Annotated in this window: 29 protein-coding genes and 1 tRNA gene; 12 read left to right on the top strand and 18 right to left on the bottom strand. The window is 57.1% G+C overall.

Going from position 1 to position 26,150, the window contains the following annotated elements:
* Positions 1 to 12 precede the first annotated feature (12 nt).
* The 3 genes from GOW60_RS07330 to GOW60_RS07320 all read left to right on the top strand — a co-directional run bounded on the left by GOW60_RS07330 (position 13) and on the right by GOW60_RS07320 (position 2,778).
* A complete protein-coding gene (locus GOW60_RS07330; protein ID WP_171228767.1) occupies positions 13 to 369 on the top strand; it encodes a hypothetical protein in 357 nt (118 codons plus the stop codon).
* Positions 370 to 385: 16 nt separating this feature from the next.
* The gene (locus GOW60_RS07325; protein ID WP_171228886.1) at positions 386 to 1,405 is read left to right on the top strand and encodes an AraC family transcriptional regulator; all 1,020 of its coding nucleotides are present in this window, start codon (positions 386 to 388) and stop codon (positions 1,403 to 1,405) included.
* A 194-nt stretch (positions 1,406 to 1,599) separates the two neighbouring features.
* Positions 1,600 to 2,778, top strand: a complete 1,179-nt coding sequence (locus tag GOW60_RS07320; protein ID WP_171228766.1) for an acyl-CoA dehydrogenase family protein — start codon at positions 1,600 to 1,602, stop codon at positions 2,776 to 2,778.
* Between the two features lie 435 nt (positions 2,779 to 3,213).
* Here GOW60_RS07320 and GOW60_RS07315 read toward each other — a convergent pair whose 3' ends face one another.
* Positions 3,214 to 4,239, bottom strand: coding sequence for an IS30 family transposase (locus GOW60_RS07315; protein WP_171228765.1), 1,026 nt, complete (start codon positions 4,237 to 4,239; stop codon positions 3,214 to 3,216).
* Positions 4,240 to 4,423: 184 nt separating this feature from the next.
* Here GOW60_RS07315 and GOW60_RS07310 point away from each other — a divergent pair, with 184 nt between their 5' ends.
* Positions 4,424 to 5,191, top strand: a complete 768-nt coding sequence (locus tag GOW60_RS07310; protein ID WP_171228764.1) for an SDR family oxidoreductase — start codon at positions 4,424 to 4,426, stop codon at positions 5,189 to 5,191.
* Here the strand turns inward: GOW60_RS07310 and GOW60_RS07305 are convergent.
* Positions 5,188 to 6,057, bottom strand: coding sequence for an acyl-CoA thioesterase II (locus GOW60_RS07305; protein ID WP_171228763.1), 870 nt, complete (start codon positions 6,055 to 6,057; stop codon positions 5,188 to 5,190). The two genes, GOW60_RS07310 and GOW60_RS07305, sit on opposite strands and share 4 nt — an antisense overlap.
* Positions 6,058 to 6,108: 51 nt before the next feature.
* Complete coding sequence (locus GOW60_RS07300) at positions 6,109 to 7,341, bottom strand: serine hydrolase (RefSeq protein ID WP_171228762.1); 1,233 nt, start codon at positions 7,339 to 7,341, stop codon at positions 6,109 to 6,111.
* Positions 7,342 to 7,538: 197 nt separating this feature from the next.
* Between GOW60_RS07300 and GOW60_RS07295 the strand changes: the two genes are divergently transcribed.
* On the top strand, positions 7,539 to 8,168 hold the full coding sequence (locus tag GOW60_RS07295) for a 2-hydroxychromene-2-carboxylate isomerase (protein WP_171228761.1): 630 nt from the start codon (positions 7,539 to 7,541) through the stop codon (positions 8,166 to 8,168).
* A 28-nt stretch (positions 8,169 to 8,196) separates the two neighbouring features.
* Here the strand turns inward: GOW60_RS07295 and GOW60_RS07290 are convergent, their stop codons facing one another.
* Entirely contained in the window at positions 8,197 to 9,015 is an 819-nt protein-coding gene (locus tag GOW60_RS07290; protein ID WP_171228760.1) for an SDR family oxidoreductase, read from the bottom strand.
* A 456-nt stretch (positions 9,016 to 9,471) separates the two neighbouring features.
* On the opposite strand from GOW60_RS07290, the gene aroQ reads away from it, so the two are divergent.
* Together aroQ and GOW60_RS07280 are read left to right on the top strand one after the other, a co-directional pair.
* A complete protein-coding gene (gene aroQ / locus GOW60_RS07285) occupies positions 9,472 to 9,921 on the top strand; it encodes a type II 3-dehydroquinate dehydratase (protein WP_171228759.1) in 450 nt (149 codons plus the stop codon).
* The gene (locus tag GOW60_RS07280) at positions 9,918 to 10,673 is read left to right on the top strand and encodes an autoinducer binding domain-containing protein (protein ID WP_152457973.1); all 756 of its coding nucleotides are present in this window, start codon (positions 9,918 to 9,920) and stop codon (positions 10,671 to 10,673) included. The genes aroQ and GOW60_RS07280 overlap by 4 nt, the downstream gene beginning before the upstream one ends.
* A 367-nt stretch (positions 10,674 to 11,040) precedes the next feature.
* On the opposite strand, the gene tsf is transcribed toward GOW60_RS07280, so the two are convergent.
* The 5 genes from tsf to GOW60_RS07255 form a co-directional block, all read right to left on the bottom strand.
* Entirely contained in the window at positions 11,041 to 11,916 is an 876-nt protein-coding gene (gene tsf, locus GOW60_RS07275; RefSeq protein ID WP_171228758.1) for a translation elongation factor Ts, read from the bottom strand.
* A 76-nt stretch (positions 11,917 to 11,992) separates the two neighbouring features.
* Entirely contained in the window at positions 11,993 to 12,793 is an 801-nt protein-coding gene (gene rpsB / locus GOW60_RS07270; RefSeq protein ID WP_152457971.1) for a 30S ribosomal protein S2, read from the bottom strand.
* 166 nt (positions 12,794 to 12,959) lie between these two features.
* A complete protein-coding gene (locus tag GOW60_RS07265; RefSeq protein WP_171228757.1) occupies positions 12,960 to 13,814 on the bottom strand; it encodes a 1-acyl-sn-glycerol-3-phosphate acyltransferase in 855 nt (284 codons plus the stop codon).
* A complete protein-coding gene (locus tag GOW60_RS07260; RefSeq protein ID WP_171228756.1) occupies positions 13,801 to 14,556 on the bottom strand; it encodes a GNAT family N-acetyltransferase in 756 nt (251 codons plus the stop codon). Before GOW60_RS07260 ends, GOW60_RS07265 begins: the two co-directional genes overlap by 14 nt.
* 108 nt (positions 14,557 to 14,664) lie before the next feature.
* A complete protein-coding gene (locus GOW60_RS07255; RefSeq protein WP_050602459.1) occupies positions 14,665 to 14,847 on the bottom strand; it encodes a DUF3553 domain-containing protein in 183 nt (60 codons plus the stop codon).
* A 43-nt stretch (positions 14,848 to 14,890) separates the two neighbouring features.
* Between GOW60_RS07255 and GOW60_RS07250 the strand changes: the two genes are divergently transcribed.
* Positions 14,891 to 15,487: a histidine phosphotransferase family protein gene (locus tag GOW60_RS07250; RefSeq protein ID WP_171228755.1), complete on the top strand. Its 597-nt coding sequence runs from the start codon at positions 14,891 to 14,893 to the stop codon at positions 15,485 to 15,487.
* On the opposite strand, the gene GOW60_RS07245 is transcribed toward GOW60_RS07250, so the two are convergent.
* The 9 genes from GOW60_RS07245 to GOW60_RS07205 form a co-directional block, all read right to left on the bottom strand.
* Positions 15,484 to 16,746 (bottom strand): glutamate-5-semialdehyde dehydrogenase, encoded by a 1,263-nt coding sequence (locus GOW60_RS07245; RefSeq protein WP_171228754.1) that lies wholly within the window; start codon positions 16,744 to 16,746, stop codon positions 15,484 to 15,486. The two genes, GOW60_RS07250 and GOW60_RS07245, sit on opposite strands and share 4 nt — an antisense overlap.
* Before the next feature lie 33 nt (positions 16,747 to 16,779).
* Entirely contained in the window at positions 16,780 to 17,886 is a 1,107-nt protein-coding gene (gene proB, locus GOW60_RS07240; RefSeq protein ID WP_171228753.1) for a glutamate 5-kinase, read from the bottom strand.
* A complete protein-coding gene (gene obgE / locus GOW60_RS07235; protein WP_171228752.1) occupies positions 17,874 to 18,908 on the bottom strand; it encodes a GTPase ObgE in 1,035 nt (344 codons plus the stop codon). Before obgE ends, proB begins: the two co-directional genes overlap by 13 nt.
* 38 nt (positions 18,909 to 18,946) lie before the next feature.
* Entirely contained in the window at positions 18,947 to 19,483 is a 537-nt protein-coding gene (locus GOW60_RS07230) for a GNAT family N-acetyltransferase (protein ID WP_171228751.1), read from the bottom strand.
* Positions 19,480 to 20,088 (bottom strand): LysE family translocator, encoded by a 609-nt coding sequence (locus tag GOW60_RS07225; protein WP_171228750.1) that lies wholly within the window; start codon positions 20,086 to 20,088, stop codon positions 19,480 to 19,482. The genes GOW60_RS07230 and GOW60_RS07225 overlap by 4 nt, the downstream gene beginning before the upstream one ends.
* 95 nt (positions 20,089 to 20,183) lie before the next feature.
* The gene (gene rpmA, locus GOW60_RS07220) at positions 20,184 to 20,453 is read right to left on the bottom strand and encodes a 50S ribosomal protein L27 (protein ID WP_171228749.1); all 270 of its coding nucleotides are present in this window, start codon (positions 20,451 to 20,453) and stop codon (positions 20,184 to 20,186) included.
* A gap of 11 nt (positions 20,454 to 20,464) precedes the next feature.
* Positions 20,465 to 21,076, bottom strand: a complete 612-nt coding sequence (locus GOW60_RS07215; protein WP_152457962.1) for a 50S ribosomal protein L21 — start codon at positions 21,074 to 21,076, stop codon at positions 20,465 to 20,467.
* A gap of 219 nt (positions 21,077 to 21,295) precedes the next feature.
* On the bottom strand, positions 21,296 to 22,096 hold the full coding sequence (locus tag GOW60_RS07210) for a DUF2059 domain-containing protein (protein ID WP_171228748.1): 801 nt from the start codon (positions 22,094 to 22,096) through the stop codon (positions 21,296 to 21,298).
* Positions 22,096 to 22,938, bottom strand: a complete 843-nt coding sequence (locus GOW60_RS07205) for a DUF2059 domain-containing protein (RefSeq protein WP_171168195.1) — start codon at positions 22,936 to 22,938, stop codon at positions 22,096 to 22,098. The genes GOW60_RS07210 and GOW60_RS07205 overlap by 1 nt, the downstream gene beginning before the upstream one ends.
* Positions 22,939 to 23,061: 123 nt before the next feature.
* Between GOW60_RS07205 and GOW60_RS07200 the strand changes: the two genes are divergently transcribed.
* The 4 genes from GOW60_RS07200 to GOW60_RS07185 all read left to right on the top strand — a co-directional run bounded on the left by GOW60_RS07200 (position 23,062) and on the right by GOW60_RS07185 (position 26,149).
* A tRNA-Ser gene (locus GOW60_RS07200) sits at positions 23,062 to 23,151 on the top strand.
* Positions 23,152 to 23,411: 260 nt separating this feature from the next.
* Complete coding sequence (locus tag GOW60_RS07195; RefSeq protein WP_171228747.1) at positions 23,412 to 23,969, top strand: hypothetical protein; 558 nt, start codon at positions 23,412 to 23,414, stop codon at positions 23,967 to 23,969.
* Positions 23,970 to 24,169: 200 nt separating this feature from the next.
* Positions 24,170 to 25,198 carry an alcohol dehydrogenase catalytic domain-containing protein gene (locus tag GOW60_RS07190; RefSeq protein WP_171228746.1) on the top strand — a complete coding sequence of 343 codons (1,029 nt, stop codon included), beginning with the start codon at positions 24,170 to 24,172 and terminating at the stop codon, positions 25,196 to 25,198.
* A gap of 75 nt (positions 25,199 to 25,273) precedes the next feature.
* Entirely contained in the window at positions 25,274 to 26,149 is an 876-nt protein-coding gene (locus GOW60_RS07185; protein WP_171168199.1) for a branched-chain amino acid ABC transporter permease, read from the top strand.
* The last annotated feature ends 1 nt before the right edge of the window (position 26,150 follow it).

Genomic DNA, 26,150 nt, shown 5'->3' with positions numbered 1-26,150 from the left:
TAATTTGACCACATGGTAAAAGTATTCAAAAAAATTGCTATTTATTTTTGCGGTGTTCTGGAATTGGTGCCTGTGCCAGCCTCTCAGCTGCTCATTATCAAAGCCCGACTGATTAAATTTTGGCCGTTTACAGCCCGGGATTTGGGGCATTGGACGCCCCGAGCCAAAAGAGAGCCCAGTACATCCGCAAGATTGCTTGCCGATGCAAACAAAAGCTCTGCACGCCACCGCACAGCAATATTCGATGACCGGTGCGGCGAACAGGGGCGACAGCCCACTGAAATAAGCTCAACCAGAGCGTTGTTTGGTGAAGACATTGACGATCCGCCATCTGAAAGTGCCGTGTTTCATCCCGACCGGAATTGGTGATACCTCCTTGCACGTCATGACCAATGTCGCGCCAACGATCCTGTCCACGGTTTCCAGCCAGTTTATCGATGACTGGTTGGCGGCATTGCGTACGCTATGCCCCGAGGCTCAGATGGCGTCGCTTCTCGGCCGGTCGGGTATGGTCGCGGATACGCGTCACCCACATGGTCGCGTCACGTTGGATCAAATCGTATGTCTCTATCAACTTGCCGCAGTTGAGACCGGTGATGAGATGATGGGGCTTTGGAGCCGCCCGATCCGGCCGAGAGCCCTGCAACATCTTTTGACGACAGTCCGGGAAGCTACGTCTCTTTCATCGGCACTTTATCGCTTTTCGACCTTCTGGAACTTGTTGCTGGATGACTATCGGTTTGATCTGGATGACGCCGACAACATGTTGGTGCTTACCCTGAAGCCACGGGGCGCGGCCCAGGTTCAGCGGTTCGGGCACATGCTGATACTCAAACTTGCCCACGGGCTCATGTCTTGGCTGGCGGGGCACGAAGTTCCGGTCAAGGCTGTCGATTTCGTGTTTGAGCGCCCCGACTTTGATCAGGATTACGCGGTCATCTTTCCGGCACCGCTGCGGTTCGGCCAAGGTGCCACAGCGATTTCGTTCGATCCGAATGCGCTGGGTCCGATGCAGGCGCGCAGCACAAATGACCTTGACAGATTTTTGCAAAACGCGCCCCGAGACTGGATCTTTACCAGTTCGCGAGAGCACACTCAATCGCTGCGGGTGCGCACCTATCTGGTCCAATCGGGATGGGATGCGGCAACCCTGACCCAGACGGCATCCGCAATGCACATGACCCCCCGCACCCTGATCCGCAGGCTGCATGCGGATGGTACATCGTTTCAGGCCATCAAGGATGCCCTGCGGCGTGACATCGCTATCCGTGATCTTCAGGCGGGGCGCAAAAGCGTTGAAGCCATCGCACATGATGTCGGTTTTTCGTCGGCGGCCAATTTCCACCGGGCCTTTCAGCGTTGGACGGGAAGCACGCCAAGCTCATACCGCAGGGTGCAAATGTAGGGTGCCCGATTTGTCACTTTTGGACAATGATCTGTCATTGCACGAGATGGTCCCCAGCGGGCAGGCTCGCTAGATCTTGTTGTAGATAAAACTTCTTATCGGAAGTTTTGCCCTCCAAAACTCATCATCCCGCTCATCCATGGCTTCCCGGTTGTGGCGCCATCTGAGAATGACCGTCGTGAAAGGATCCGCCAATGTCAGACAAACTCGCCACCATACTCCAAGCCGCACGCGGCCACGCCGAGCAGGTGATCCTGCCCAATGTGGATGCCTGGAACGCCGCGAAGAAGTGGCCGCGCGATGCTTCGGACAAGGCCGGGTCCGCTGGTCTGACGGGGCTCTACGCCCCCGAAGAGTTTGGCGGGCAGGCCTTGCCGCTGGCAGAAGGCATACAGGTTTATGAACAACTGGGACAGGGCGATGGCGCATATGCTTTTGCGCTGTCGATGCACAACATCTGTACCTTCGCGGGCTGCGGCTATGGCACGGATGCCTTCAAGGAAAAGTGGGCGCGGGACCTGACATCTGGACGCAAGCTGGCGAACTTTGCACTGACCGAACCACAATCCGGATCGGACGCAACAAACATGTATTCACGCGCCGTGGTCAATGACGACGGCACATGGACGATCAGCGGCGCGAAGGCATGGGTCAGCCTGGCGACCGAGGCGGATATCTATTTCACCGTGGTCAAGACCAGCGACGCACCCGGCCACAAGGACATGGCGATGATCGCCATTCCCGCCGGTGCACCGGGCCTCAGTTTTGGGCCGCTTTATGATACCCCGTCCTACAACTTCCTGCCCTTGGCCGAAATGTACATGGACAAGGTCGTGGTCGATGAAACCAACATCATCCTGCCCATTGGTCAGGGTTTACAGGGCGCGCTCATGGCCATCGACATTGCCCGTGTTTCGATTGCCTCGGGATGTTGTGGATTGATGCAATCCGCGCTGGATACGGCGTTGTCCTATTCCAAGAACCGCAAGATGTTTGGCGGCAGGAACCTTGATCTGGACGGGATCCAGTGGATGCTGGGCGAGGTTGCAACCGACCTTGAAGCCTCAAAGCTTCTCTACCGAAAGGCGGCAGACTCCCTTGGCACGCCCGAAGGCCCCTTGATGGCCGCCCATGCAAAAAGGTTCGTGCCCGATGCCGCCGTGAAAGCTGCAAACACCTGTACGCAGGTCCTGGGTGGTGCGGGGCTGTTGCAGCCCTACGGTCTGGATCGTTTGTCCCGCCTTGCGCAAATGCTGCGGATCGTGGACGGGACGACGGAAATCAGCCGTGTGGTCATCGGGCGGGCCTTGCAAAAACGTGCGGCAACTCTGCCTGATCTGCCGGTACAGAAAGGGTGTGGCGAGACCGACTGAATGTCCCGCACCGGTTCGATTGGCGCCAATTTGAGATTCTGCGCAGACATCAGCAAGATCAAAAGGCCGGCCGCATTATTGCGGCCGGTTGTGTGAATGGTTGACCGTGGTGCTAACTCGCCATGAACAAGGTCGCGCAAAGGCTATGAAGCTTTGCTTTCTGACGGCACTGACATGTGGGACGGTGACCAGCGAAGGGCAGGGGCACCGGGGTCGAGAACATCAATAATCCCGACCACTCAATCAACCCCCAAAACAAGCCAATCGCGGTTGCGGAACATTGCAGTCTGAGGAACCCGGGATCTGCCAAAGCAGGTATGCTCCATTGGGTATTGCAGTACCCCAGTCAATTGGGTCCACCGATATGTTTGGAAAACGAAGGGCTTGAAGGTGCCCACAATCTCTGAAGTGTGAGCGATACCTGAACTGCGACTCCTATTGCCTTTGAGGGTAGGGGGCTCGGCCCATTTCCTCCAACATCTTTTCCCGGAACACCTCGGCGGGCGTCTTCCACCCCAGGCATTTTCTGGGCGTTGCGTTGAGGCGGTCGCAGATCATTTTCAATTCATGATCTGAGACTGCCGTGATGTCGCGCTTGCGGGGAAGCCAGCGCCTCACCCTGCGGTTGGTGTTTTCGACGGTGCCTTTTTGCCATGGAGAGGATGGATCGCAAAACCACGTTTGCGTCCCGATCTCGGCCTGAAGGTGTGGCCAGCTGACGAACCCGGTGCCGCGGTCGAAGGTGATGGATTTCCGTGCCAGATGGGGCAGGTCGCGCACCGCCTTCATGATCTTGCCCATCACGGGCTTCGTGCGCTTGTTCGGGTTCTTCAGCATCACCGTGAACCGGCTGACGCGTTCGACCAGTGACGTGACATTTGACTGGCCAAAAGCCTGTTTGAACAGCATCAAATCACCTTCCCAATGACCGAACTGGCGTCTGTGTGCGACGTCATCCGGGCGAAACAGGATGCTCACATCACGGTCAAACTTGGGGGGCTGGCGCTTTCTGGCGCGGCGTGGCCGACGATACATTCGATGCTCGGGCAGATACCACCAGAGCTCGTCGGCCATGCCTTCTCTGGAATAGATGTAGCGGTAGATTGTTTCCTGACAGACGCGCAGCTTTGCGCCTTCATAGATCATTCGGTTGCCGATCTGCTCAGGCGTCCAGCCATTTTTCAGCCGCTCGACGACACGCCTGCGCAACTCGGGATGGCGGATCAGTTTACGTTGCCGGGCGCGCCGATCCGCAGCTTTCCGATGCGCAGACGCGCCGTAGTAGCCATCGCATTTCGGCAGACAAGGATCCGAGAAGAAGTTCCGCTTGATCTCTCTGTGAATAGTGGCTTTCGAGCGCTTCAACACACGTGCCATCTCTCGAACAGGGACTTCCGCGTGCCTCCAGCGCTCAATTCTACGGCGCTCTTCGATGCTGAGTTGCGAATACACTGTCCCCATGCCATGATCTCCTCATTAGATAACCCATTGGTTTCTAATAGGAGTCGCACTTGGAAGTAGCGCGCACCCCGGGCGGTAATCTGTATTCGTATAATCGGTATTATGGTAAATACCGATCACTTGTAACTTGGCCGCAAAGTGAACACTCTGCCCGGAACACGCAAAACTTGATTTGGAATGCGCCATGGAGCTCAGAGATAAAACTGTCATCGTGACCGGTGCAGCAGATGGCATTGGCCGGGGTCTGGCGGAACGTTTTGCTCAGGAAGGTGCGCGCGTCATCTGTTCGGATATTGACGAAGCCGGAGCCCGTGAAGTCGCAACCCAAACTGGCGGTGTTGCGTTCACATGTGACGTTTCGGATGAGGAACAGATCAAGGCGTTGATTGATTTCACCGAAGATACTGTTGGCCCAATTGATCTGTTCTGCGCAAATGCCGGCATCCTGACGCTTGGCGGTCTGGATGTTCCCGATGATCAATGGGAAAAAATTTGGAAAATCAACGTGATGTCGCACGTGTGGACCGCGCGCCATTTGGTGCCTCGTATGATCGGTCGCGGCGGCGGATATATTCTGACGACGGCCTCTGCGGCGGGTTTACTGAACCAACCGGGTGCGGCGCCATACGGTGTCACGAAACACGCGGCAGTTGGATTTGCCGAGTGGCTGTCGCTGACATATGGCGCCAAAGGTCTGCGGGTTTCGGTTCTTTGTCCTCAGGCGGTTCGGTCAAAAATGACTGAAGGACATGAGGTTTCAGTGGCATCGATCGACGGAATGCTGGAGCCCGATGACGTCGCTGAAACCTGCGTACAAGCCATCCGGGAAGAACGATTTCTGGTTCTTCCGCATCCGCAGGTTTTGGATTATCTGCAACTCAAAGCGGCTGACTACGATCGCTGGCTGGGCGGGATGCGAAAGTTGAATCAACAGTTTACGCCAGATACTTAACGTTTTCTCTGAACCTTCCTCATAAGACCTTCCTGAGCCACCGACGCGACCAGGGTTCCGTCTTCTGAATAGATCGATCCGCGATTGAAGCTGCGTCCCTGCCCCGTCCACGGAGAATCCATCACATACAGATGCCAGTTCTGAAATTTCACGGGTGCATGAAACCACAAGGCATGGTCCAGACTGGCGCCGTTGAACTCTCCGGAAAACCAGCTCAGCCCGTGCGGTCGCAAACCTGACGACATCAGGTTCATATCTGACGCATAGGCCAAAAGCAGATGTTGAGTTTTCGCGTCTGCAGACACGGCAGCCGCCATGCGAAACCAGGTTTTATTGCGGTCGTCCGACACTTCGGGGTTGAACGGATCCAGATGGTCCACCTCGCGGACTTCGATCGGGCGTTCACGCAGAAGCTCACCGCGAGAACCTTCGGGCACGCGATCCATATATGCGTGTCGAAGCTCGGAACGTGATGGGTATGTCTGCGGAGGATTCACGGTTGGCATCGGATGCTGATGATCCCAACCTTCATCCTGAACGTGAAAGGAAGCTGACATATTCAGGATCTGCTTGCCATTTTGAATGGCAACAACGCGACGGGTTGTGAACGACCCCCCGTCACGCGCCCTATCCACCTGATAAATAACAGGTTTATCTGGATCCCCGGGTCGGATGAAATAGGCGTGCAGGGAATGGCACAACCGGTCTTCCACGGTTCTGTATGCCGCGGCCAGGGCCTGCGCAATGACCTGACCGCCGAAAATTCGGGTCGGTGTTTCTCCACCCGATCCTGTGCCGCGGAAAAGATCGACTTCAAGCCGTTCGATATCCAGAAGGTCCAGTAAGATGCGTTCCGCTTCGGTCATTGTCTGCTCATGGGCTAATTGATCGAAACCCGGGTATCAGCCTAGGCAAAATCATTCAATCATGGCGGCGTGCACCAAGGCCTTGAGTTCAGCCCGGGATGGATAGGAACTGGACGGCGACAATTGCGTGAAGAACACAGCCGTCAGATCGTTCTGCCAGTCGATCCAGAAATAGGTCGAGGCCATGCCACCCCAGCTGAAATCACCAACGGATCCGGGCACGCGCACCCGACCCGGATTCAGGACAATAGATCCTGCAAGGCCAAATCCCATGCCTTCCATGGGCTGTTCCGCAAAGCTCTTTGGTCCCATCGAAGCGATATCGCCCGGCAAGTGGTTGCGCATCATGAAGTCCACCGTTTTCGGGCCAAGCAGTTGATGCCCGTTGCCGGACCCGCGATTGCTAAGCATGTCGACGAATTTGACATAGTCATCGATTGTGGAAACCAGCCCGCCGCCGCCCGAGAACGTTGTCGCATTCGCAAATGGTGAACCTTCGTGGGCATCCACCAGCCGCAAGGTATCGCCTCCCTGATCCGCGGAATTCAACGCCATCGCATCGCCGGCCAGCGGCGTATAAAGCGAGGCGAACCGGTCCCCTGCCCCGTCGGGCACGGAAAACCCGGTTTCGCGCATCTCGAGGGGCGCCAAGATTTCCTGCCGGAAGAATTGTTCCAGGGTCTGTCCCGAGACGACCTCGACAACGCGCCCAAGCACATCGGTTCCAACCGAATATTCCCACCGTGTTCCGGGCTGGAAAGCCAAGGGTAACTCTGCCAGTTCACGTACGCGATCGTTCAGAAGGCCCTGATTTGGTTTGAATATAAGGTCCTTTTCATCCATCGCCTCCGGCAGTATCCCGGGGTTGAATGGATAGCTGAAACCGCTGGTATGGGTCAGCAACTGATGAAGGGTCGGGCTTGCCGCGTCCTCGGTTTGATCCAGCTTGTCCGCGCCGGGTACCAGAGCCTGCATCTGTTTGTACTCGGGAAGGAAATCCGACAGCGGCGCGTCGAGGTGAAACAGCCCACGTTCCGCCAGCATCATCAAGGCAACAGACGTGACGGGTTTGGTCATCGAGTAGATGCGCACCAGCGTGTCGCGTTGGAACGGCAAGTCCTGTTCAAGATTTCGCAGGCCGCTGGAGTGGAAAAAGACCTCATCCCCCTTGTGCTTCAGCAAAAAGGACGAACCCGCGTATTTGCGCTGCTCAACATAGCGGTCCATCCAGATGCGAATCCGGTTCAGGCGCATTTCATCGAATATGACTTGTTTTCGAAGCATTTTTGAGTTCCACCAGAAGTTGACTAACATCGTGTACGCGTAGGGCCTGAAACAACAGCAAAACCCGGGCTGAAATGAATGGTTATACAAGCAGAGCCAAGAGGCACGCCTTAAACCCAAGTGATACAGTGAAACCGTCACAGATTCGCTTGTAAATTGCTGGACGGCGACGTGCCGAATTGGCCTGGAGGAATAGCATGACGCAAAGCATAGATTTCGTTTACGATTTTTGCAGCCCAAATGCCTTTCTGGCCCACAAGATGCTGCCAGAGCTGGCCGCGCGGCATAATGCCAAGATCACGTATTCCCCTGTCCTACTGCCTGTTGTTTTCAAGGCAACGCACAACCAGAGCCCGTTTCAGGCGTTTTCCGAAAACCGCCAGAAAACCGCCTATCTTACTCATGACTTGCATCGGTTCGCGCGGCGTCGCGGGCTGAGCTTTCACATGAGTCCGCATTTTCCGATCAATACGAAATTCGCGATGCGCGGCGCTCGGTTCGCCAGTGGTAAATCATGGGAAATCAAATACATAAACGCCATCTTTGATGCCATATGGGTGCATGGGCAAAAGGCGGATGAACTGGCCGTTCTGATTGACATTCTACAGGAAAATGAACTGCCCGTTCGCAAGCTGCGCGAGGCCATGACAAGCCCTGAAATCAAACAGGACCTGAAGGATCAGACCAAATCGTTCGTGCGCCGCGGCGTTTTTGGCGTTCCCAGCCTGTTTTACGGATCTGAAATGTTCTTTGGCAAGAACAGCTTGCCGAACCTGGAAATTGAACTGTCGAAAAACAAGAAACGACACAAATCCAACACGTTGTGAACAGGATCGGTTTTGATCGCAGCGCGTCTCAGAACGCTTCGGCAAAGATATTGCCCGACGTTACAACGTTGATCCCACCAGAAACCGGGATGATCGAACCGGTTACATAACTGCCGCCGCGTCCACACAGAAACAGCACGCACCCCGCTATGTCTTCATCACAGCCGACGCGCCCAAGAGGCACTGACTTGCCGACCTTTTCACGCTTGTCCTCATCCGCCGTAGCAAAGGCTGTCATCCGCGATACGAACGGCCCCGGAGCCAGCGCGTTGACCGTCACGTGGTAAGGCGACAGTTCCTTGGCCATGATTTTTGTCAAATGCAGAACCGCAGCTTTCGAGGCTGAATAGCTATAGGCGCCATCCCCCATGGGAACCTCTCCCATCACGGATCCAACATTCACGACCCTGGCCGGATCGTCTGCGGTTCCGGATTGCATCAACATCGGCAGCAGCCTCTGAGTAAGCTCGAATACCCCGGCCACGTTGACCGACATCACCTTGTCCCACGCGTCATACGGAAACTGGCCCAAGGGTGCCCCCCAGGTCACGCCAGAGTTATTCATAAGAATATCAATCCCTTCCGTCCGTTCCTGAATGTCCGAAACCAGTTTAGCGATACTTGCCTCGCTGCTGATGTCTCCGGCAAACCCTTCGGCACTTCCCGGTGCCTCCAGTGCATTCAGCTCAGCGGCGGCCGCGACACAGGCGTCCCCGTTTCGAGAAGCAATCAACACGCGCGCGCCGGCCCTGACCAACGCCTCTGCGGCCATCCGACCGATACCCGTGGCGCCTCCGGTGACCAATGCGGTTTTGCCGGGCAGCGAGAAAAGGGTATCGGGGGTCATTGTCGTGTTCCTCTGCTAAATCTGATTTCGGTTGCATTCCGAACCGGTTCAAAGCCTCGTTGTCTTTAAGGCAATCAACCGCCCGCCGCGTTGGCACGAAACCGGGTTGCACCAAAATTCCACATGACAATCTTCAATCGCATCAGAAACGGTTTGCAAGGATTACTCAGCGTCGCAAAGGGCCAGCCGATAAGCCCGGATAGTTTCAATGTTCCGATACTGAAACCGACGACAATGCGCCCGAAAACCTGTTTTCCCGCAATCGAAAAACGGACGTAAATGTACGGCCCAAGTCCAAACGGACGCGCTGTGTCGTCATGTCGAATGACTGAACTTGGTTTCCTCTTCCATCTCAAGGACTGTTTTCAGGGCAACTGTCTGTATTCAATCCACCAAAGTCAGGTAGACAACCCGGCCTTTTCGCGTCTATGAACCAAGTATGGGGATCGTGAAAACATGCATAACGTTTTGGTATTGAATGGCCCAAACCTCAACCTGCTTGGAACACGGCAGCCCGAGGTTTACGGCAGCACGACACTACATATGATCGAGGATCGTTGCGTTCAGCATGGCGCCTCCATCGGGCTGGACGTCACCCACCTGCAATCCAATCACGAAGGTGTGTTGCTTGACGCCATTCACGCGGCCCGCGGTGTTCAAAGCGGGCTGATACTGAACGCGGGCGCGTTCACGCATACGTCGATTGCCCTTATGGATGCGATTGCATCGGTGGAACTGCCGGTTGTCGAAGTGCACCTTTCCAACATTCATGCCCGGGAAGCCTTTCGGCACAGGTCCTACATAGCCCCTGTCGCACTGGGTCAGATCTGTGGATTCGGTGCCCACAGCTATATCCTCGCGCTGGATGCGCTCGCGGCTCATCTGAAAGCAGGCAGCACGACATGAAGCTCAAGGAATATCTTCGGTTTGTCAGCTACGCCAAAACCCTGGAAGACCTGTGGGATGCACATTGCCGCCAAATGGCTGAATTTGGTTTTACCCGCCTGATCTATGGGTACACGCAATTCCGGACGGCCACGTCTCTGGGTGATCCAGAAGATTTCGTAATCCTGACGAACCACAAGCGGGCCTATGTGGACGGATTCATCAAGGATGGTCTGTATTTTCACGCTCCGATGTTGAAGTGGGCCTTGGACAACGAAGGCGCCGCCAGCTGGAAAATGTTGCAGGACATGAACTCGGGCGGGACGATGACCGCGAAGGAACGCGAAGTATTCGAGTTCAACAAATCCATGGGCGTGGTTTCCGGTTATACCGTCAGCTTCAACTCGGTTTCCATGCGCTCAAAAGGGGCGATTTCCCTGTCGGCCAATAATGGGTTGAGCCAGGAAGATGTGGATGCGGTCTGGGAAGAGCATGGTGACGACATTCTGCTCATGAACAATGTCGCCCACCTGAAAATCCTGACATTGCCGTTCCATCCGCCGAACCGGGCACTTACCAAACGCCAACGCGAAGCTTTGCAGTGGGTTGGTGACGGGAAAACCACTCAGGATATCGCGCTGTTGATGGGACTGACATCTGCAACGGTGGAAAAGCACCTGCGACTCGCGCGCGAGGCGCTTTCGGTCGAAACGACGGCGCAAGCGGTTCTCAAGGCGTCACTGCACAACCAGATGTTCATTATGGAAGCATAACCGCAATATTTTGACGCTATCTCGCGTCAGTTTACCCTAGGTAAGGAAATCACTACTTTTCAAACCAATCCTAAAAGTTGCAAAGTGAGAGTGTTCCGTGAGTGGTGGCTTTAGCCAGGGAACATTGGATTGGATCTTTGCAATAACAAAGCTCTCCGATCACTCTGACAAGGGGGCGCCTATTTGTCCGCGTACCGGTGTCGGAATTTTGGGGGGCCTCGACCATCCCCATCATGCGGGGCCCTCCAATTCTTCTCTACATTTCAGAATTTTGAAATCCGCCGATGGCAGAAAAAAAGGGTTACGCAGTGCGTAACCCTTTAAATTTGTTGGGAAAGGCCGTTGCCGGTTCTTTCCCTGTGCCCTTTTAGCCTTGCGCGGCTTTGGCGACTTCGGCGGCGAAATCTTCTTTTTCAACCACGATACCTTCGCCAACTTCCAGACGGATGAAGCCGGTGATGGTCGCGCCTGCTTCCTTGGCCGCTGCTTCGACGGTCAGGTCAGGGTTCACGACAAATTGCTGGTTCAGCAGAGTCGATTCCGCGACGAATTTCTTCATGCGGCCTTCGATCATCTTTTCGATCACCTGCTCCGGCTTGCCGGATTCGCGGGCGATGTCCATCTGGACCTGTTTTTCCTTCTCGACAACTGCCGGGTCCATGTCTGCTTCGGACAGGGCCGCCGGGTTCACGGCCGCGATGTGCATTGCAACCTGCTTGCCGATCGCTTCGTCGCCACCGGTCAAAGCAACCAGAACGCCGATTTTGCCCATGCCGTTGGTGGCCGCATTGTGGACATAGGACACAACGGTGTCGCCCGACAGTTTCGCCATGCGACGCACCGACATGTTTTCACCGATGGTGGCGATTTTGTCGGTCAGGGTGTCCGCGACGGACTTGCCGCCCAGATCCGCTGCCAGCAGCTGCTCTACGTTGTCGACGCCTTCAGCCGCATATGCAATCTTGCCGACCATTTCCTGGAACTCGGCGTTTTTCGCGACAAAGTCGGTTTCCGAGTTCACCTCAACAGCAACACCGTTGCCGCCATCGACATGCACTGCAACCAGACCTTCAGCTGCGGTACGGCCCGATTTCTTGGCCGCCTTTGCCAGACCTTTGGTGCGCAGCCAGTCAACGGCTTCATCCATGTTGCCGCCGGTTTCAGTCAGCGCTTTTTTCGCGTCCATCATGCCTGCGCCGGTCGAGTCGCGCAGTTCTTTAACCATTGCTGCTGTGATTGCCATCTTTAGGCTCTCCTCAATTCAAATGGAATTGGGGCAGGTCTACCCTGCCCCATATGTCATTTACGTGACGGGCAGCTTACGCTTCGGCTTTGGCTTCCGGAGCAGCTTCTTCAGCGGGTGCTTCTTCCGCAACGGCTTCTTCAACCGGCGCTTCTTCGAATTCACCCAAATCAACGCCAGCGGCACCCAGCTGAGCGGTCATACCGTCCAGAGCGGCACGTGCGGCCAGATCGCAGTACAGCGAGATCGCGCGGGCTGCGTCATCGTTGCCAGGGATGATGTAATCAACACCGTCGGGCGAGCAGTTGGTGTCTACAACAGCCACAACCGGGATACCCAGCTTGTTGGCTTCGGCGATGGCCAGTGCTTCTTTCTTGACGTCGATGACGAACAGCAGATCAGGTACGCCGCCCATCTCGCGGATACCGCCCAGCGAAGCCTGCAGCTTGGCCTGGTCACGCTCCATGCCCAGACGCTCTTTCTTGGTCAGGCCTTCGGCGCCCGATTCCATCGCTTCGTCGATCTGGTTCAGACGGTTGATCGACTGGGAAACGGTTTTCCAGTTGGTCAGCGTGCCGCCCAGCCAGCGGTGGTTCATGTAGTACTGAGCCGACTTTTCAGCCGCTTCTGCGATCGGGCCAGCAGCCTGACGCTTGGTACCAACGAACAAAACGCGGCCACCTTTGGCAACGGTGTCACGAACGGCCTGCAAAGCCTGGTCCAGCATCGGAACGGTCTGGGTCAGGTCCATGATGTGGATGCCATTGCGCGAGCCGTAGATGAACGGGCCCATGCGGGGATTCCAACGCTGTGTCTGGTGGCCGAAGTGAACGCCAGCTTCCAGCAGCTGACGCATGGTGAACTCGGGAAGAGCCATGCTGTGTTTTCCTTTTCCGGTTTACGCCTCGGCGGGGGTGAAAGAAGCAAATGCTCCAACCGGCGGGCCAGATAGGGATGTCTCCCCTACAAGGCCCAAACCCCGCCTGCGGGTTTGAATGGCGCGCGTATACGGCAGGTTTGAAGGCAGTGCAAGGGTCAAAGCCTTATTTTTCAAGTCGCGCCAATGCATGCGCGTGGCGCACTGCCGCCTCGCAATGGGCCGCCAGTTCCTTGCGGTTGGCGAAATCCCTGACCCGGGCGGGAGAGTGATAGATCAGTTCAACGGCCCCCTGCCTGCGCGCGCCCAATGTCTTGAGCAGATGAGGCGCGAAATCCATATCGCCCCACCAGCCATAGAACCGGTCAGGCTGACCTTTCGGCGCGTGAAACACCACCGAGACCGGTTGAACATACATGAAATCCCGCAGCTCGTCTGCGAAGAAAGAGGCAAAGAGCGTTGTTTTAAATGGCAAAACACGCAATCCGTCGGTCGAGGTGCCCTCGGGGAAAAACAACAGCTTATGTCCGGCCTTCAGACGTTCTTCGAAGATCGCCGTCTGCTCGCGCGCCTTTTTGCGATCCCTTTCGATGAATACGGTCCCGGTGGCCCGTGCCAACCATCCGATACCCGGCCAGTTCGCAACTTCTGCCTTGGACACGAAGTAGACCCTTTTGCGGGCGTTCAGGGCAAAGATATCCAGCCAGGATGTGTGATTGGCGACAACGGCACCGTGTTCCTTCATCAACGCGCCCGAGCAGCGAAATCCGATTCCCAGGATTCGGAACGCGTTTCGGCACACGAACTGGCTGATGAACGGTGTAACGGGGCGACGAACACCACAAAGTGGCAACTCGATCAGTCGAATGGCCAACAGAACAAGCAGTCCACCGAACACAAGGATGGCCAAGGGCAAGCCCCTCAGGATCACCAGAAGCCAGCCGACAAAACCCAGTTCGATCGGATCCGGTGCATCCTCACTGTTCCAAAGCGGGTCATTCACCGGATCAAGCTCCGCCATAGATGCGCTTCTGCCGCTCGTTCATACGGCTCGTATCCAGGATCAGGCACACATCGGTGGTGTTGAAGGAATGATCGATGAACGCCCCCTCACCCACAAACCCGCCAAGCCTCAGATAGGCTTTGATCAGGGCCGGAACCTGTACCATGGCACGGCGACGATCCAGCGCGTCCGGTGCGACAAGATCCATGGTCTGAAACACGCTCGGCTGGGCGCGCACCCGCAGGTCTGGCGGCGCCAGATGATTGTGATGCAGCATCGACAGCGGCTGGGCCAGTTCCTGAACATCCGTGCCGTGAAAGCTGGCGACGCCGAACAGAACTTCGATCTGGCGTTCGGCCACATAGCGAGAGAGACCATTCCAGAGATGAAACATGGCCGTACCGCCCCGGTAGTCCCTGTGCACGCACGACCGGCCCAGTTCCAGCAACTTGCGGCCACTTTGCTTGAGAACGCTCAGATCGTATTCATCCTCGGAATAAAACTGCCCCAATTCAGCAGCGCGATCACCCGGTAACAGCCTGTAAACGCCGACAACTTCTCCGGTCGCATCATCAATGGCCAGCATGTGATCGAAATAGGGATCAAACCGGTCCCGTTCCAGCCCGGCCACATGATCGACCAGCGCCCCTCCGCCGCCGAGTTCGCGCACAAATACGTCATAACGCAACCGCTGCGCTGCGCGCAGTTCGTCCTGGGTTTCCGCCAGTTTGATCGTGAACGAGGGGCCAGCGTCCGGCATGTCAAACTTATCAATCCTGTATTTTAAACTGGGCTGATACCTCAGTTCTTCGGGGGAAGGCAACAAGTGGAGATCTGGTCTTTTCCGTTAACTCTTCTTAAACCAGTTTCACGGATCAAAGACCGGCATCAGGGCGATGCGTGTTCCGTCGATTACCACTTTCCCCTGCTCGCGAAAGTTTACGGTGATCTTGCCTGCGATGTTGGACTGAACCTGTCCGACACCCCATTCGGGGAAATCCGGGTGGCGAACAAACATGCCCGGTGCAAGAATAGCATTCATGTCTGTCATTTGGGGCTTCCAGTTCCTGCGGCAGATACCGCAGGAGGTACGCATGGGCAACACGAACGTCAACCTGGCTGAATTGATCGGCTCACGGATCTGCCACGATTTGATCAGCCCAATCGGGGCAATCACCAACGGGCTGGAACTGTTGGGCATGGTTGGCGCTGTCCAGGGCCCCGAGATGGAGTTGATCTCGGGCAGCGTCGGCAGTGCGGGCGCGCGTATCCGGTTTTTTCGGGTTGCCTTCGGATCAGCAGGAGAACAGCCGCTGGGCCGGGCCGAAGTGGCCGAACTGCTCAAGGACATCGAACGCACCGGACGGGTGCGGGTAAACTGGTATATGACCGAGCGCATGCCGCGCAACCAAATCAAGCTGGCGTTCCTTGCGCTCATGTGCTGCGAAAGTGCCATGCCGATGGGCGGAGAGGTTGAGATCGAGAACCAAGGCACCAATTGGACAGTGACCGGAACTGCCGACAAGTTGAACGTAGACAATACCTTATGGAAACACGTCGCAACCGGCCGGTTTCCCAACAAGATTACCCCCGCGCAGGTCCAGTTCGCTCTGCTGCCGGAAACGGCAAACGCGATGGGTCGACGCATTTCCGTTGAAACCGCCGCGACCCGCCTTGTGCTGCGTTTTTAATCCCGAATCGTTCCGTTCCCGCGCACCAGATATTTGAAACTGGTCAACTGTGCGGCCCCCACCGGGCCGCGGGCATGCATTTTGCCCGTGGCGATACCGATCTCGGCGCCCATCCCGAACTCGCCACCATCGGCGAACTGAGTCGAAGCGTTGTGCATCAGGATCGCGCTATCCAAACGCTCAAAGAAACGGGCCACGGCCGTGTCATCCTCGGTCATGATGCAATCGGTATGGTTCGACCCGTAATGCTGGATATGCGCAATGGCTGCATCGATATCGGCGACGGGTTTGGCCGCGATCACGCTGTCCAGAAACTCTTTTCCCCAATCCTCCTCCGTCGCGGAAATTGTACCCTCGACCGCAAGTGCGCCTTCGGCGTGAACCTCGACCCCTGCTTTCAGCAGCGCGGCGATCACGTCACGCCCCAGCGTTTCGGCGATGTCCTGGTGGATCAGCAAGCATTCGGCAGCGCCGCAGATCCCGGTACGGCGTGTCTTGGCGTTCAACACCACGTCCAGCGTTTTCTGCGGATCAGCGGCCTTGTCGACATAGATGTGCACGATGCCTTCAAGATGGGCAAAAACAGGCACACGGGCCTCCCGCTGAACCAGCCCGACCAACCCCTTGCCGCCGCGCGGAACGATGACGTCGACATAGTCGGTCATGGTCAGCAATTCCTGAACCGCCGCACGGTCACGTGTCGGCACCAGTTGAATCGCATCTTCCGGCAGATCGGCGGCCTTCAGCCCCTCGACCAGGCAGGCATGAATCGCGGTCGAAGAATGAAAGCTCTCGGAGCCGCCACGCAGAATGACGGCATTTCCGGATTTCAGACACAGCGCACCTGCGTCGGCCGTGACATTGGGGCGGCTTTCATAGATCACGCCGATCACACCCAGCGGGGTGCGTACGCGTTGGATCTTCAATCCGGTCGGGCGGTCCCATTCGGCCAGCACTTCGCCCACCGGATCGGTCTGTTCAGCCACCGCGCGCAGACCATCGACCATGCCCTGAACACGCGCCTCATCCAGCATCAGCCGATCCATCATCGCCGGGCTCAGACCTTTCTCGCGGCCGAACTCCAGATCCTTCCGGTTGGCTTCGATGATCTGCGCCCGATTGGCCCAAACCGCGTCGGCCGCTGAAATCAGGGCGGCATGTTTGCGTTCTGGGCTTGCAAAAGCCAGATCGCGCGATGCCGCTTTGGCACGTTTCCCAAGATCAGCCATCAGAGCGGGAATGCTGTCGAAACCTTTCATGTCGCGTGCCTTTCAGGTCATCTTTTTCAGTATTTACAGGGCCAGGTCATCCCGGTGAATCAAGGCCGCACGGCCGGGATATCCAAGTGTCGCCTCGATCTCGGACGACTTGCGCCCCTTGATCGCGTCAGCCTCCTGCGCGGTGTAACGGCTGATCCCCTGCGCCAGCCGGCGGGCTTTGGGGTCAAGGATCGCGACGGGGTCGCCGCGCCCGAAATCGCCGGTCACTTCGACAATACCCGCTGGCAACAGGCTTTTGCCATTTGCCAGCGCGTTGGCAGCCCCTTCATCGATGGTGATTTCGCCACGCGGTTTCATGGCTGAAATCCAACGTTTGCGCGCAGCATGCGGGTCCAGCGTTGCGATAAACCATGTCGAGTTCGCGCCATTTTCCAGCGTTTTCAGAGGGTTCAGAACCGATCCTTCCGTGATCGCCATCGCGCATCCGCCCGCGGTGGCCATCTTGGCGGCCAGCAGCTTTGTCTTCATTCCGCCCTTTGACAGGCCAGAGCCCGCATCGCCCGCCATGGCTTCGATCTCGGGCGTGATCTTGTCGATCGTTTCGAAACGCGTGGCCGAGGCGTCCTCGTTGGGGTTGCCCGAATAGAAGCCATCGACATCCGACAGCAGGATCAACTGATCCGCCCCCACGGTCACGGCAATTTGCGCGGCCAGACGATCATTGTCGCCATACCGGATCTCATCCGTTGCCACGGTATCGTTTTCGTTGACGATCGGCACGACACCCAAACCCAGCAGCGTTTCCAGGGTCGCGCGTGAATTCAGATAGCGGCGGCGATCCTCGCTGTCTTCCAATGTCACCAAAACCTGCGCCGTGGTGATCCCATGAGGGGTCAACGCCTCTTCATATGCGCGCGCCAGACGAATTTGCCCGACGGCAGCGGCAGCTTGCGACTTTTCCAACGGCAATGTCGCCATGGGCAGACCCAAAACGCCGCGGCCCAGTGCAATCGACCCGGACGAGACGAGGATTACATCTGTCCCCTGCCCCTTGAGCCATGCGACATCCTGCGCCAACGAAAACAACCATTCCTTGCGCAACAGGCCGGTTTCGCGATCAACCAGCAAAGCTGACCCGATTTTGACAACCAATCGGCGCGCTGAAGTCAGGGTTGCCAAGGCTGCGCCTCCTCAGCGGGTTTCTGACGCACACGATTGTCATCGATCTGGCCGCGCAACGCGCGCAAAACCTCGGTTACACCTTGATGAGCAACACCGGACATCATCATCACCGGGCCGCCAACGGCCTCTTCAAGCTCGGCTTTGGCCAAATCACGTTCTTCGTCATCCAGAGCATCGACCTTGTTCAGGACGGTGATCCGGGGTTTCTGGGCCAGCTCGCCGCCATAGGCCTCAAGCTCGTGGATAATCGTGCGGTAGTCATCGGCAACCGTTTCCGAGGTACCATCGACAAGATGCAGCAGCACGGCGCAGCGTTCAACATGACCAAGAAAGCGGTCTCCGATCCCGCGTCCTTCATGCGCGCCTTCGATCAGGCCGGGGATGTCGGCCACGACGAATTCCACGTTGTCGACCCCCACGACACCCAGATTTGGGTGCAGCGTGGTAAACGGATAATCCGCGATCTTGGGTCGCGCGTTTGACGTGGCTGCAAGAAAGGTCGATTTGCCTGCATTTGGCATGCCCAGCAGACCCACATCGGCGATCAGCTTCAGACGCAGCCAGATCGTGCGGTCAATGCCCGCCTGCCCCGGATTTGCACGCCGGGGGGCCTGGTTGGTGGCCGATTTGAAGTGCAGATTGCCGAAACCGCCATTGCCCCCTTTGGCCAGCAGAACGCGCTGACCCACCTCGGTCAGATCGCAGATAACGGTTTCTTCATCCTCATCCAGGATCTCGGTACCGACAGGCACACGCAGGACAATGTCATCGCCATCCTTGCCGGTACGTTGCTGGCCCCTGCCCGGCTGGCCGTTCTTGGCAAAGAAATGCTGCTGATACCGGAAGTCGATCAGGGTGTTCAGCCCGTCCACGACCTCGGCCCAGACAGACCCGCCCTTACCGCCGTCCCCGCCATCAGGGCCGCCGTATTCGATGTATTTTTCGCGTCGGAAGCTGACGCAGCCGCTACCGCCGGCCCCGGACCGGATGTAGACCTTTGCAAGATCGAGAAATTTCATGGTCTGTCCCCTACTGCAAAGGCCCCATCGGCCACAAGTCAGAGTTTTTTGCTGTATGTCCAGGTGGGCACATTCGCATCACGCGCCACCGAATAGCTTTCTGCATCACCAAGATACTGGAACCCGCAATGGGTCAGGACCCGGGCCGAGGCCGGATTGTCCTGAAACACGCTGGCAAACATCGTCGCGTTTTCCAGCGGGTTGGCATTTACCAGTGCTTCGACAGCCATCGACGCAATGCCGGTGTTCCAGTAGATCGGCGCCACCCAATAGCCGACTTCGGACTGGTTCCGATCCAGCCGCTTCAGCGTGATCAGACCAATCAGTTCCGGACCGCCGTCCTTGGTGGCATCCATGACCCAGACGTCCTCGTCCCGGTCCTCGGCCATCGAGCGCGTGACAAAGGCCTCGGTCGAGCCGGGGGCCAAAGGATGCGCGATACTCGTCGTCATGCGCGCCACACGCTCATCACCGGCATAGTGCTCGATCAGCCCCATATCCGACCGACGCAGAGGGCGCAGATCGAACCGCTCGGTTTCTATGACCGGCTGATTTATTATTGTTTCAAGTTTCATGGGTGTGTTCCTCCTCCGAACAACACGAAAAGTACGGACGCAACCGTAAGGCCTGCCAACGTCCACATCAGATATTTTTCAACGGGTCGTCCTTCAACCGCATGGGCAATTCTATCGCCCGCAAAAGTCCAGATCGGATGAAGAACCACCTGGCAAAACAACAAACACAGAGCAATCGTAACCGTCGCTTCGAAACTGGGGGTACCCGCAGCCACGAACCCGGTGAACCCGGCAATGATCATGGCCCAGGCCTTGGGGTTGAGCGGATGAACAATCAGCCCGGCCAGAAAGCCGGGGGCGTTCCCTTCCGCCTGTTGTCGCGACAAACGCGTGTTGGCGATCTTCCACGCCAGCCAAAAAATATAGGCCGCTGACGCGTATTTAAGCGCCGTAAACACCGCCGGTGCCTGATCCGCGAGATGCAGCAATCCAAAGCCGACCGGCCAAATGATCAGCTGCTTTCCAAGGATAACACCCCCGACAAAAGGCAACGCGGCGCGAAATCCAAAACGCGCACCAGTACCCAGCAGGACCATGTTGGCCGGTCCCGGCGTGCCGACCTGGCTGGCGGCAAAGATCAGGAAACTGGTGGTTGCGACTGTCATCGGTTTGTTTGATCACGACTGCATTAAAACGAAAAAGGGACCGGCACTTTGTGCCGGTCCCCCATGAATTTTTCTTAAACCTTCTGGGTTTCGGCTTACTCTGCGGCCTCCGCCACTGGCAGGACCGAAATGAAGGTGCGGTTTTTGATTCCCTTGTGGAACTTCACGGCGCCATCAGTGGTTGCAAAGATGGTGTGATCTTTGCCCATACCGACGCCTTCGCCCGGCCAGAACTTGGTGCCGCGCTGACGCACGATGATGTTGCCTGCGATGGCAGCCTGGCCACCATACAGTTTGACGCCAAGGCGACGACCCGCTGAGTCGCGGCCGTTACGGGAGGAACCGCCAGCTTTTTTATGTGCCATTCTCTCTCTCCTTAGCCTTTGGCCAGCTCTTTGGCCTGCTCAACCCATTCGGGTTTCACTTTGACCGTTTCGATAGCAGCAATCTGCTCGTCCGACAAGGCGGCCAGAGCGGCAAAGCTCTCGATACCGGCTTCGGCAAGCTTCTTGGCAGCGGCAGGGCCGACGCCGTTCAGCTTGGTCAGATCGTCCGCAGCAGCAGCGGCAGGTGCCTCTGCCTTGGCTTCGGCTTTCTTGGCAGGCTTTGCAGCAGGTGCCGCTTCGCCAGCCGGAGCCGAACCGGTTGCGGCCTTGATGCCCGACTTGTCAGCGCCCGACGACAGGATGTCGGTGATCTTGACCAGAGTCAGCTTCTGACGGTGGCCAACGGTACGCTTCGAGCTGTGCTTACGACGACGCTTGACGAACTTGATGACCTTGTCACCTTTGATCTGTTCGATAACTTCGGCCTGAACGCCTGCGCCTTCGATGAACGGTGCGCCAACCACCGGAGCGTCGCCACCCAGCATCAGAACATCGTTGAATTGAACTTTTTCACCTGCGTCGGCAGCCAGCTTTTCAACGCGGAGGATATCACCCGCCTGAACCTTGTACTGCTTGCCGCCAGTCTTGAGGACCGCAAACATGCGTCTTTCCTTTGTCTAACCGCGTTCTGTGGTCCCCTTTCGGGAGTTTCCGGCTCCAAGACACTTGAAAGCCACCTCGAACAGCGCGCCCTTTTCGGGCTGTGTGAATGACCATCAGGACAACCCAAGGGTCAAATAATAACGATACCCGGCACGGAAAACCGGCCGGGATGCGCGCTTATCCATAGATCGGCGAGAAAAGTCAACACCAAAGCGTCGTCAGAGATCAGACGCCCTGAGTGTCTGTGCGACCGCCCGCCCCAACCGGAAAGAGATATCGTTGAACATGCGGTCAAAGCCGTCGAACAGCGCCTCATTCAGGGCGCGCCCGGTTTCGGTTCTGGAGAACGCAATATTCTCACGCATCTGGGTCTCGTCCAACGGCCGATAGGCCATCAGAAGAAAGGAATAAAGCCACGCCTCGGTTTCCGCTGCGCGGCTTTCTTTCTGTGACAGAAGTTCGGCCAGCAATTCCTGATCGTCGCCTTGCGCGTCGACATCAAGCCCCTGAAAGAAGCTGTAGTCGGAACTCAGCGCCCCATGAACGTTCTTTTCGACAAGGTCATTTGCCTGGATGTACTCATCGACCAACTCGAAACGAGTCGAATCGCGCTCAACGGACTCGTAAGCTTCGCGGGCCATGTCCTCGATGGCCGGGTCCGACATCGCCTGCCGGGCCGAGTTTTCCAGCGACACGATCGTCTGACCAAGATCGCTTTCAAAAAACAGGATCGCTTGATCAAGCTGCGCAACGGACAGACCCGCCCCAAAGGCATCCGTCAGAAATCTCTGCATCAAGACCGGGTCGTAAATGTCTTTAACCTGTGCTTCAAAATACGCGCCGCCGGTATTGTCCAACAGCGTTTCGTCAAGTTCCTCGCGGTGCCCTTGACCTTCCTGTACGAGAATTTCCATCACATGCGAAAGATGCATGGCCTGCGCCAGCCGGTCGACCCTTTGATCGGCCAGCAATTGTGCGCCCCACAGAACAAACGCAATCGCCAGAAAAATGCGGTGCATCAAATATCCTGCGCGGGGTGCAATTCGGCCATTCGGGCCGCAAGTACTTCGAACCGCATGGCCATGATTTCGTATTGAATCGCGTTCAGCAGTTCATACACTTCCTGCATCAGGGGTTGTTCCAGCGCCTCGACATACGAGTCGACATCCGCATCGGAAAAGTCCTGATAGGTATAGGCTGCCCCCGCAAGGCTGGACAGTTGCAGCGACTGGCGCATACCGGCTTCGTTCCGCTTCATCAGCGCACGCAATTCATCCGCATCAAGTTGCAGGTCAATGACACCTGATGCGCTGGCTGCCAGAAGAAAACGCACCTGAATTTCTTGCAGGGCCCGTACTGCGGTACCGGTCGAATCGATCGCCTTGTTCATACGCTTGAAACTTTCGACCCGTTGCGATCCGTCCTTGATCAGGTCTGCGATGATTTTTTGGCCTTCCAGCTGCTTGGCCTCATCGTCCTCGAGCATATGCGAGGCGTTTTCGGCCTCAACCAGGCGCTGACCCAGATCCGATGCATAAAAGTCAACCGCGTGTGTCAGAGCCTCATCACTCAGGGTTTGTTCGAGGATGGAAACCGCGGTCTCGTGCATGGCGCCGACGTCAAAGACTTCGTCTGCCAGACGCGTCCAGTCCGATCCGAATCCATCGGGATCAATCCCCAGCATCTGAGGGGCAGACCTCGAGCTCAGCGCGATGCTTTCCAGGGCAACATCAAACCCGGTTGTGGTAAGAAAGGCCTCTATCCGATCACGGCTGGCGGCGGAAAGTTCCAAAGGGATCAGAACAAGCGCAAAGAGCGGGGCCAGAAACCAAAAGGCGGAGCGGCGTACAAACTGTATCATGGATATCAGACTAGGAGTTTTGCGCTGGCAGGCAACGGAAAATCCCGGGTTTCTTCAATTCCCGAATTTTCTGCTTGCACCCCTGCCCGTTCCTCACTAAATCCCCCCCTCACAGACCCCCGCGGAGAGGTGCCGGAGTGGTCGAACGGGGCGGTCTCGAAAACCGTTGTGGGTGCAAGCCCACCCAGGGTTCGAATCCCTGTCTCTCCGCCACTATCCCAATGCAGGCTCAATGCTGTCTTTTGGCCCACAAGAAGCGCCCGAAAATTGGTTGCGTCTGCGGGTCATTCCCGGCGGATCGCCGCCAAAACAGGGCGCGACATCTTTGTGCCGGCGTGTTCTTGCCGCGTTTCAAAGGACAATGAGCATAGCCCGGCTTATACTCTATTCTGCTGAGAATTATCGGGAATTCCCCTTTGTACCTGAGTTATTTTTAGCGCATCCCGGCGACACAATTTCCAAAGGAGACACACATGTCGCGTACTCTAATTCTTGCCATCGTCATCGCCGCAATTGGCGCCGGCGGATACTATTACCTGACTCAACCCGAACCCACACCCGCCGAGCGTTTGGAAACCGCGGCAGAAGAAGCCGCCGAAGCGGTGACAGACGCAGCTTCATCTGTACAGGACGCGGCCTCTGACGCTGTCGATGCAGCGACCGAACAAGCCGCCGAAGCAGCTTCGTCGCTGACGGACCAAGCGACAGAAGCGGCGTCATCGGTTGCAGATCAGGCAAGCGAAGCGGCGTCATCGGTTGCAGATCAGGCCTCTGACGCTGCTCAGGAGGCCAGCGATCAGGTGGCCGCGCTGGCCGGTCAGGGGCAGGAGTTGCTGAACTCATGGATTCAGGAAGGCAAGCTGGACCCGACCAACTTCGACTATGATGGCATTATGACATCTCTTCAGGACAGCAATCTGGCCACCGACCTGAAGGATCAGGCGATCAAGATTGTGAATGATATCAAGGATTCGCCTGAAATGATCGTTCAGAAAATTCAGGAACTGACCAACCTGCTGACCCAACAGTAAAGTGTTGAAGGCCGGTCCACGGGTCGGCCTTTGCCCCGGGGCGCATCTGCGCTGCCCCTACGTTACGGTGTCGTTGAATTGACCTCCTGCGCGGCTTTTGATTGGCTGTGCCTGACAAAAAACCCGCGCCCTGCCCGACTGGTCTGACGCTTTTCAGACAAGGGGCGCGCTTTGATTCAGCCAAATTCGAGGATCAACCGATGACCGACCTGCCACAGACTATGTTCGCCGCAATCCTTAAGCATGACGGGTATTCCGGTACGGCCACCGGACCGGCCATTGAAAACGCCGCCGACTGGTTGGAAGGAGCCGAAGTTCCCACGCCGGAACCCGGCCCGGGCCAGGTGCTGATCCGTTTGCGCGCGGCTTCGGTCAATCCGTCCGATCTGCATTTCATCAAAGGTGAATACGGGCAGCCAAGGGTCAAGGGATCCCCCGCCGGATTTGAAGGATGCGGAGACGTCGTGGTCGCAGGAAAGGGCGCCGAGGCCCTGCAAGGGCAACGCGTCGCGTTCGTCGCCGCCGGATCGGGGGCCTGGGCGGAGTATGTCGTCACGCAGATGCAGATGTGCATCCCTCTGCGCCCTGATATCTCGGACGATGACGGGGCCGCCCAGATCGTCAATCCAATGACGGCGATGGCCATGGTGGATATGGCCAAGGCCGACGGCGATGCCTTTGTCGTATCAGCCGCGACCAGCCAGTTGGGCAAGCTGATGTGCAGCCTTGGTCGGGACCTGGGTTTGAAGCCGATCGCTTTGGTGCGTCGGGCCGAGACGGCAGAGATGTTGAAAGACCTTGGCGCGGCCGAAGTGCTTGTGACAACCGACGAAGACATTGTCGCAAAGTTTGCGGACATGAGCGCGCAGCTGAAACCGCGCGTGTTTCTGGATGCCGTGACGGACCAATTGTCCGAACAATTGTTCTGCGCCATGCCCAACCGGGCGCGCTGGATCAGTTATGGCAAGCTGTCTACCGAGGCACCGACGCTGACTCAGACAGGGCAGTTGATTTTCATGGGAAAGCGGATCGAAGGGTTCTGGCTGACAAGCTGGATGATGTCGACCCCGCCCGCCGATCAGATGCGAGTTGTGGCCGAGGTTCAGGCCCGGTTTGCAGACGGGCGCTGGAAAACGGATGTTTCTGAACACCTTACACTCAGAAATCTTGTACCAAACCTGGCTGATGCGCTGAAAAAGAGTGACGGCAAGGTGATAATAACGCCATAGTAGAACAAACCCGCGTCACCGGAGGATGCGCGCGGGCGGAACGCGACACCGGCAAACCGGTCGAGGGAGGACAGTTTGGATAACGCGCAGCTGCTGATCAGCGGACTGGCAAACGGGTGTGTCTATGGCCTGATCGCGCTTGGCTTTGTTCTGATCTACAAGGCGACCGAAGCGGTAAATTTCGCGCAGGGCGATTTCATGATGCTGGGGGCCTTTGTCACCATCGGCCTGACCAATACCGAATATATGGGCCTGCCGTTCTGGCTGGCCCTGCCGATCTCGCTGGGGATCATGGGGGCATTGGGATATCTTCTGGATCGCCTGATCATCCGTCGCCTGTTTGGCGAAAGTCAGACCGCCGTCGTAATCCTGACCATCGCCCTGGGCTTCGTGATCCGTTTCGTGGCCGGATTGATCTGGGGGCACGAACCGCAAACGCTGCAAAACCCGCTTGCAGGGAAGGAGCTGCGCTTTGGCGGCCTTGTGCTGGGGCTGGAGGATGTCGCCGTGATCGTCGTCACCATCCTGCTGACATGGGGTCTTTACGTCTTTTTCAACCGTTCCAAACTCGGGCTGGCGATGCAGGGGGCGTCGCAAAACCAGTTGGCGGCGTATTATATGGGCGTGCCTGTCAAGCGGGTTCAGGGGTTCATCTGGGCGCTGGCCGGGATCGTAGCGGGGATTGCAGGCATTCTGTTCGCCGCCAAGGGCGCCGTGGATCCGACAACGGGATTGCTGGGCATCAAGGCATTTGCCGCCGCCGTCATCGGCGGGTTCGGAAGCTTGCCCGGGGCGCTGGCCGGTGGTCTTGTCGTCGGGGTGATCGAGCCTTTCGCCAGCCGCTATATCGCGGCGGGTTACAGCCAGATCGCGCCATACGCCCTGCTGCTTGCCGTGCTGATCTTTCGCCCCAATGGGTTGTTCAGTCAGGTTCGGGTCAAAAAGGTCTGAG

It is taken from the genome of Ruegeria sp. HKCCA4008 (assembly GCF_013033125.1).
Classification (GTDB): domain Bacteria; phylum Pseudomonadota; class Alphaproteobacteria; order Rhodobacterales; family Rhodobacteraceae; genus Ruegeria.
The sequence above is the reverse complement of the archived record's forward strand: the minus strand, read 5'-3'. Positions and strand labels throughout refer to the sequence as shown.

Bases quoted from the DNA above. Each gene is read 5' to 3' on its own strand.
- GOW60_RS07330 (WP_171228767.1), top strand. From the start codon at position 13: ATGGTAAAAGTATTCAAAAAAATTGCTATTTATTTTTGCGGTGTTCTG.
- GOW60_RS07325 (WP_171228886.1), top strand. From the start codon at position 386: ATGACCAATGTCGCGCCAACGATCCTGTCCACGGTTTCCAGCCAGTTT.
- GOW60_RS07320 (WP_171228766.1), top strand. From the start codon at position 1,600: ATGTCAGACAAACTCGCCACCATACTCCAAGCCGCACGCGGCCACGCC.
- GOW60_RS07315 (WP_171228765.1), bottom strand. From the start codon at position 4,239: ATGGGGACAGTGTATTCGCAACTCAGCATCGAAGAGCGCCGTAGAATT.
- GOW60_RS07310 (WP_171228764.1), top strand. From the start codon at position 4,424: ATGGAGCTCAGAGATAAAACTGTCATCGTGACCGGTGCAGCAGATGGC.
- GOW60_RS07305 (WP_171228763.1), bottom strand. From the start codon at position 6,057: ATGACCGAAGCGGAACGCATCTTACTGGACCTTCTGGATATCGAACGG.
- GOW60_RS07300 (WP_171228762.1), bottom strand. From the start codon at position 7,341: ATGCTTCGAAAACAAGTCATATTCGATGAAATGCGCCTGAACCGGATT.
- GOW60_RS07295 (WP_171228761.1), top strand. From the start codon at position 7,539: ATGACGCAAAGCATAGATTTCGTTTACGATTTTTGCAGCCCAAATGCC.
- GOW60_RS07290 (WP_171228760.1), bottom strand. From the start codon at position 9,015: ATGACCCCCGATACCCTTTTCTCGCTGCCCGGCAAAACCGCATTGGTC.
- aroQ (WP_171228759.1), top strand. From the start codon at position 9,472: ATGCATAACGTTTTGGTATTGAATGGCCCAAACCTCAACCTGCTTGGA.
- GOW60_RS07280 (WP_152457973.1), top strand. From the start codon at position 9,918: ATGAAGCTCAAGGAATATCTTCGGTTTGTCAGCTACGCCAAAACCCTG.
- tsf (WP_171228758.1), bottom strand. From the start codon at position 11,916: ATGGCAATCACAGCAGCAATGGTTAAAGAACTGCGCGACTCGACCGGC.
- rpsB (WP_152457971.1), bottom strand. From the start codon at position 12,793: ATGGCTCTTCCCGAGTTCACCATGCGTCAGCTGCTGGAAGCTGGCGTT.
- GOW60_RS07265 (WP_171228757.1), bottom strand. From the start codon at position 13,814: ATGGCGGAGCTTGATCCGGTGAATGACCCGCTTTGGAACAGTGAGGAT.
- GOW60_RS07260 (WP_171228756.1), bottom strand. From the start codon at position 14,556: ATGCCGGACGCTGGCCCCTCGTTCACGATCAAACTGGCGGAAACCCAG.
- GOW60_RS07255 (WP_050602459.1), bottom strand. From the start codon at position 14,847: ATGACAGACATGAATGCTATTCTTGCACCGGGCATGTTTGTTCGCCAC.
- GOW60_RS07250 (WP_171228755.1), top strand. From the start codon at position 14,891: ATGGGCAACACGAACGTCAACCTGGCTGAATTGATCGGCTCACGGATC.
- GOW60_RS07245 (WP_171228754.1), bottom strand. From the start codon at position 16,746: ATGAAAGGTTTCGACAGCATTCCCGCTCTGATGGCTGATCTTGGGAAA.
- obgE (WP_171228752.1), bottom strand. From the start codon at position 18,908: ATGAAATTTCTCGATCTTGCAAAGGTCTACATCCGGTCCGGGGCCGGC.
- GOW60_RS07230 (WP_171228751.1), bottom strand. From the start codon at position 19,483: ATGAAACTTGAAACAATAATAAATCAGCCGGTCATAGAAACCGAGCGG.
- GOW60_RS07225 (WP_171228750.1), bottom strand. From the start codon at position 20,088: ATGACAGTCGCAACCACCAGTTTCCTGATCTTTGCCGCCAGCCAGGTC.
- rpmA (WP_171228749.1), bottom strand. From the start codon at position 20,453: ATGGCACATAAAAAAGCTGGCGGTTCCTCCCGTAACGGCCGCGACTCA.
- GOW60_RS07215 (WP_152457962.1), bottom strand. From the start codon at position 21,076: ATGTTTGCGGTCCTCAAGACTGGCGGCAAGCAGTACAAGGTTCAGGCG.
- GOW60_RS07210 (WP_171228748.1), bottom strand. From the start codon at position 22,096: ATGCACCGCATTTTTCTGGCGATTGCGTTTGTTCTGTGGGGCGCACAA.
- GOW60_RS07205 (WP_171168195.1), bottom strand. From the start codon at position 22,938: ATGATACAGTTTGTACGCCGCTCCGCCTTTTGGTTTCTGGCCCCGCTC.
- GOW60_RS07195 (WP_171228747.1), top strand. From the start codon at position 23,412: ATGTCGCGTACTCTAATTCTTGCCATCGTCATCGCCGCAATTGGCGCC.
- GOW60_RS07190 (WP_171228746.1), top strand. From the start codon at position 24,170: ATGACCGACCTGCCACAGACTATGTTCGCCGCAATCCTTAAGCATGAC.